This is a genomic window from Acinetobacter rongchengensis (genome assembly GCF_003611475.1).
Classification (GTDB): Bacteria; Pseudomonadota; Gammaproteobacteria; order Pseudomonadales; family Moraxellaceae; genus Acinetobacter; species Acinetobacter rongchengensis.
On sequence record NZ_RAXT01000107.1, the window covers coordinates 1 to 3,974 of the forward strand.

General features: G+C 33.7%; 4 protein-coding genes. All 4 read left to right on the forward strand.

Annotated features, from left to right (window positions below; genetic code table 11):
- A partial coding sequence (locus D7V20_RS18655) for a DUF3987 domain-containing protein (RefSeq protein ID WP_120385355.1) occupies positions 1-1,309 on the forward strand: 1,309 nt, incomplete at its 5' end.
- 378 nt (positions 1,310-1,687) lie between these two features.
- The gene (locus D7V20_RS18660; RefSeq protein ID WP_120385356.1) at positions 1,688-2,278 is read left to right on the forward strand and encodes a hypothetical protein; all 591 of its coding nucleotides are present in this window, start codon (positions 1,688-1,690) and stop codon (positions 2,276-2,278) included.
- Positions 2,279-2,765: 487 nt separating this feature from the next.
- Positions 2,766-3,140 (forward strand): hypothetical protein, encoded by a 375-nt coding sequence (locus tag D7V20_RS18665; protein ID WP_171407863.1) that lies wholly within the window; start codon positions 2,766-2,768, stop codon positions 3,138-3,140.
- A gap of 36 nt (positions 3,141-3,176) precedes the next feature.
- A complete protein-coding gene (locus D7V20_RS18670) occupies positions 3,177-3,971 on the forward strand; it encodes a hypothetical protein (protein ID WP_120385357.1) in 795 nt (264 codons plus the stop codon).
- Positions 3,972-3,974 lie beyond the last annotated feature (3 nt).

The following is a 3,974-nucleotide window of genomic DNA, read 5'->3' on the forward strand; positions in this document are numbered from 1 at the left end:
ACCTATTGCCATGTCTGCTCAATGTGTCATTGGTGCTATGTCACATATCGCTCAAGCTCATGTAAATGCACCACATCCGTTTAATGCTCAAGGTGAGCCATGTAGTTTGTATTTACTCACTGAGGGGCAAAGCGGTAGCCGTAAGAGTACAAGCCGAAATATGGCAGACAAAGCCATTATTCAACATGAACGTAAACAATACGAGCAATACCGCCGTGACCTTGAACAATGGAAAAGTGGACAGGCAAGCTTAGGGAAAAAGGACAAAGAGGCATATTGTGCCGAGAATCCACCACCCAATGACCCTAGTACGCTTTACAGTGATATTACCCTTGAATCAATTGCAGGGCTTTATGTGGATGGTGTACTCAATAACGCCTCTATTGCCAGTGATGAAGCAGGTCAATTCTTTGGTGGCTATACCATGAAAGGTGATACACGGACTCAAGCCATTGGAGGTTATGCTAAGTTATTTGATGATGGTTTTGTGGAGCGTACCCGATCTAAATCAAATTTAAATGGTAGTGGTCGTGCCTATGATGTTCGCCTGACATTCAACCTACAGGGACAGCATGAAGTACTAGCCGATGCACTCAAAGACCCAGTGTTAAGGGGGCAAGGCTTTCTACCTAGATTCATTTTAACCATTCCTGAGAACTTGGCAGGGACACGACTACAAGATGCAATTTATCAATCTAAAAGTGCCAATCACGACCATAGGTTAATAGCCTACTGGACACGTTGTGAATACTTACTTGATGATCGCCCTAGACCTAATGCAGATCAAGAGCTACACAATGGGCGTTATGTTATTCCCATGAATGACCAAGCCAAAGAAATAGATTTAGCCTTTTATAATATGTTTGAGGAGTTACAAGGCAAAGGGAAACGCTATGAATACCTACAAGCATTCGCCAGTCGTGCAAGCCAGTTAGCACGGCGTTTAGCGACTGTATTCGCTTATTTTGAGGGCTTACAGTGGATTGATGCCAGTACCTTAAAGGGAGCGTGTGAAGTCGTTAAGCACTCACTCAATGAATGGGCGATGTATGCAGATATTGAGGTTAAAACCGAAAGTGATGCAGAGAAGTTAATTAAATGGTTCGCAAAATACTGTAGTAATAAAAAAATTGACAAACTGGCATATTCTAGTTTTATGAATAGTTGCCCTCGTCCTATGCGTGGCAGTAAACAGAAATTAGAGCCTGTTTTAGGTGAACTCATTGATAGCCACTATTTAAAAATAGAGGAAACTTCTAAAGTCCGATATGTTTCAATTAATCCTATTTTACTAGGAAGTATGGCTTAACGGCTTAATTACCTTGAAAGCTATACTATGTAAGGCTTTCCATTAAGCAATATATCGTTTAATACATTGGCATAATGGCTTAACGAGTAAGATACTCACATTGATTAAGCCACTATGCCAAATCCTTTTTATAGTGTTTGCCAAATGAAAAGGCTTACTACATGAGGCTTACAGTCAAATTAAGCCATTAAGCCAAATACTATAGAAATAATGAAAAATATGATTTCTTTGTTTTAACCTGAAATCCAAAGAAATTATTTTTGATGTTTATTGCTTAAACTGGACACGTAAAAATTATGGTTACATCAATAGGTTTAGTGAGCTGAGCTATAGAATCATGTGAATGAAAATCAATATTCACGAATGAGGGATTAAAAAATGACTTTTGATGAATGGTATAAAAATGTAAATCTACAAGGTTTAAGCATAGAAGATGTTGCGAAAATGGCATTTGAAGTTGGGCAACATTCTCAAATTCAGGTAGATCATTTTTTAAGTATAGGAAATACCCCACAAATAACGGCTGAAGATTATCAAGAATGGAAAAAGGGAAAAACAGACTTTGAAGTACTTGAAAGTTATTATGATTCAATAGCATATTTTTTTCAAAAAAATGGCGATGAAGAATCCAGAGAGTACATGAAGTTAATTTCAGAATATACTGGCTATTATATTGCTGATATTAAAGGTGATTTTTATCAAATAGATTTTTTTGAAATTAATGAAGTTTATGAAGGTTTTAAAAAAATTTATAGATCGACAACCTCATATAAACAGCTTTCAGAATTACAAACAGATGAAGTAATTTTTTTACGAGCCAAAGATAATTATGGGTTTCAAAATGAAATTGTTGAGTCTCATTTTACTGTTTGGATCTCTATGCAGTTTGAAATTTTAAAGTTAAAAAATGCTCTAAATGAAAAAGAAGAATCCAATAGTTATTTGAGTAAATTACTTGCTGAACAATAAATTCAGTAAAAATAGTGGGCAAATTTTAATTGTATGTTTACTTAAATTTTCAAGAAAAGAGTTAAAAATGTAAGCTCTATTTTTCCTTTTTGTATGACTTAAACTTACAAAAAATGATGGATTGTCATCAATAAGTATTAGTTTGTGATTCTTTTTTTTGTTTTTAATTTTTTATTAATTTTTTCAATAACTTGTTCCTGTTGTTTTTTGATTTTTAGGGTTGTTTTAGCTATTCTGCAAAACAACCCCATGAAGCTTTTTGTCAAGTAAAAAATTTAATAGGTTTTCGAGATGAAAATGCCTAATCTATTTCAGGATCTATGCATTTCTAAGTTATCAAAATTAATAATGAATTTTTGATTGAATTTGATGCTTTGAAATTTTCTTTTACCTCATATTATTACTAGCTAAACTTCAGCTAAGTCAGGCACAATTAAGCGAATAAATTTCTAGTTTTACAGCCTTCGGGCAAGCGGTATTTTATCAAATGACAAATAATAATTTTTCACAGGTTGCAGCATTCATCTGGTCAGCAGCTGATTTACTTCGTGGTGACTTTAAACAATCGCAGTATGGTCGTGTGAATGAGTTATTTATGACAGATAAGCTGACGGATCAGGACATGATTAATTATGTGCAGACCGTTGCGGATAAGATGTTTGAAAACACACGTATGATGACGCAGATCCACAATAACCCACGTGAGCAAGCGATGTTAGGTGAGTTTGATACGGCATTAGATGATGCCGTCTTAGATAGCAATACTGCGCATATGGAACAAATGACACAGCTTATGAGCGACCCAGCCAAGATGAAGCAGTTTGCGCATATTATTTATGATGTGTTGGTGAATAAATATTAATTAATGTAAAAGCATTCGAAGTAAAAGGTTATAAAAGTGGAATTAGAAGAGTTTAAGCAAAAATTTAATTTACCAAGAATTAATAAGTATCAGGAGATGATGTCTGAAGAGCAGATACAATACTTCTGGCATTTGTTATTTGCAATTAAAGAGATCTTTCCAACAATAGATATTTACCATGCAGGGTTTAACTTGGGGTATTTAGGTTTTGGAAACAAGGGGTTAGATGTTAGTTATGTACGTGATTTTTTATTTGTAATGCATTTTGGACGAGATAAAAATAAACAAGTGCAGTTTATTTTATATATTGCAGATAAATCATTTAAATTTGAAAAAATTAAAGAGGTGATGATTGATCAAGCCTATGATGATGAAGTAAAAGAAAGTATTGAGTTAAAGGAATGGTTATTAAAATTTAAAAACGTAGCTTTAGAGGTAGGAATAAATTGTGATGGACACAGTTTATTTCCTGTTGATTATGATAAAAATGTCTTTTTTTCTACGGATGAGGCTAAAAAATATTTACAGACTCGGTATCAGCAAATAAAACCTGAAACACAAAAAATTATAGGATTTAAGAATAATTTGAACCGAGAGTTAGCACTAATTTTAGAAAAGAATACACCATCGATTTTCATTGGATTGAATCCTAAAGGTAATGAATTTTTTGACTTTCAATTTATTGAAAATCGTAGTGATGAACTTCATGATGTATATAATAAAGAAAAAAGTCGGCATTCTGGTTTGGAAGTAAATGCACCAAGTTTATATATTGGTAATGAGGCGTATTATATAGAGATTAATACTTTACAGGATTTAAAGAGTTTATGAGAG

Coding starts and splice junctions, on each gene's coding strand:
- D7V20_RS18660 (WP_120385356.1), top strand. CDS start 1,688: ATGACTTTTGATGAATGGTATAAAAATGTAAATCTACAAGGTTTAAGC.
- D7V20_RS18665 (WP_171407863.1), top strand. CDS start 2,766: ATGACAAATAATAATTTTTCACAGGTTGCAGCATTCATCTGGTCAGCA.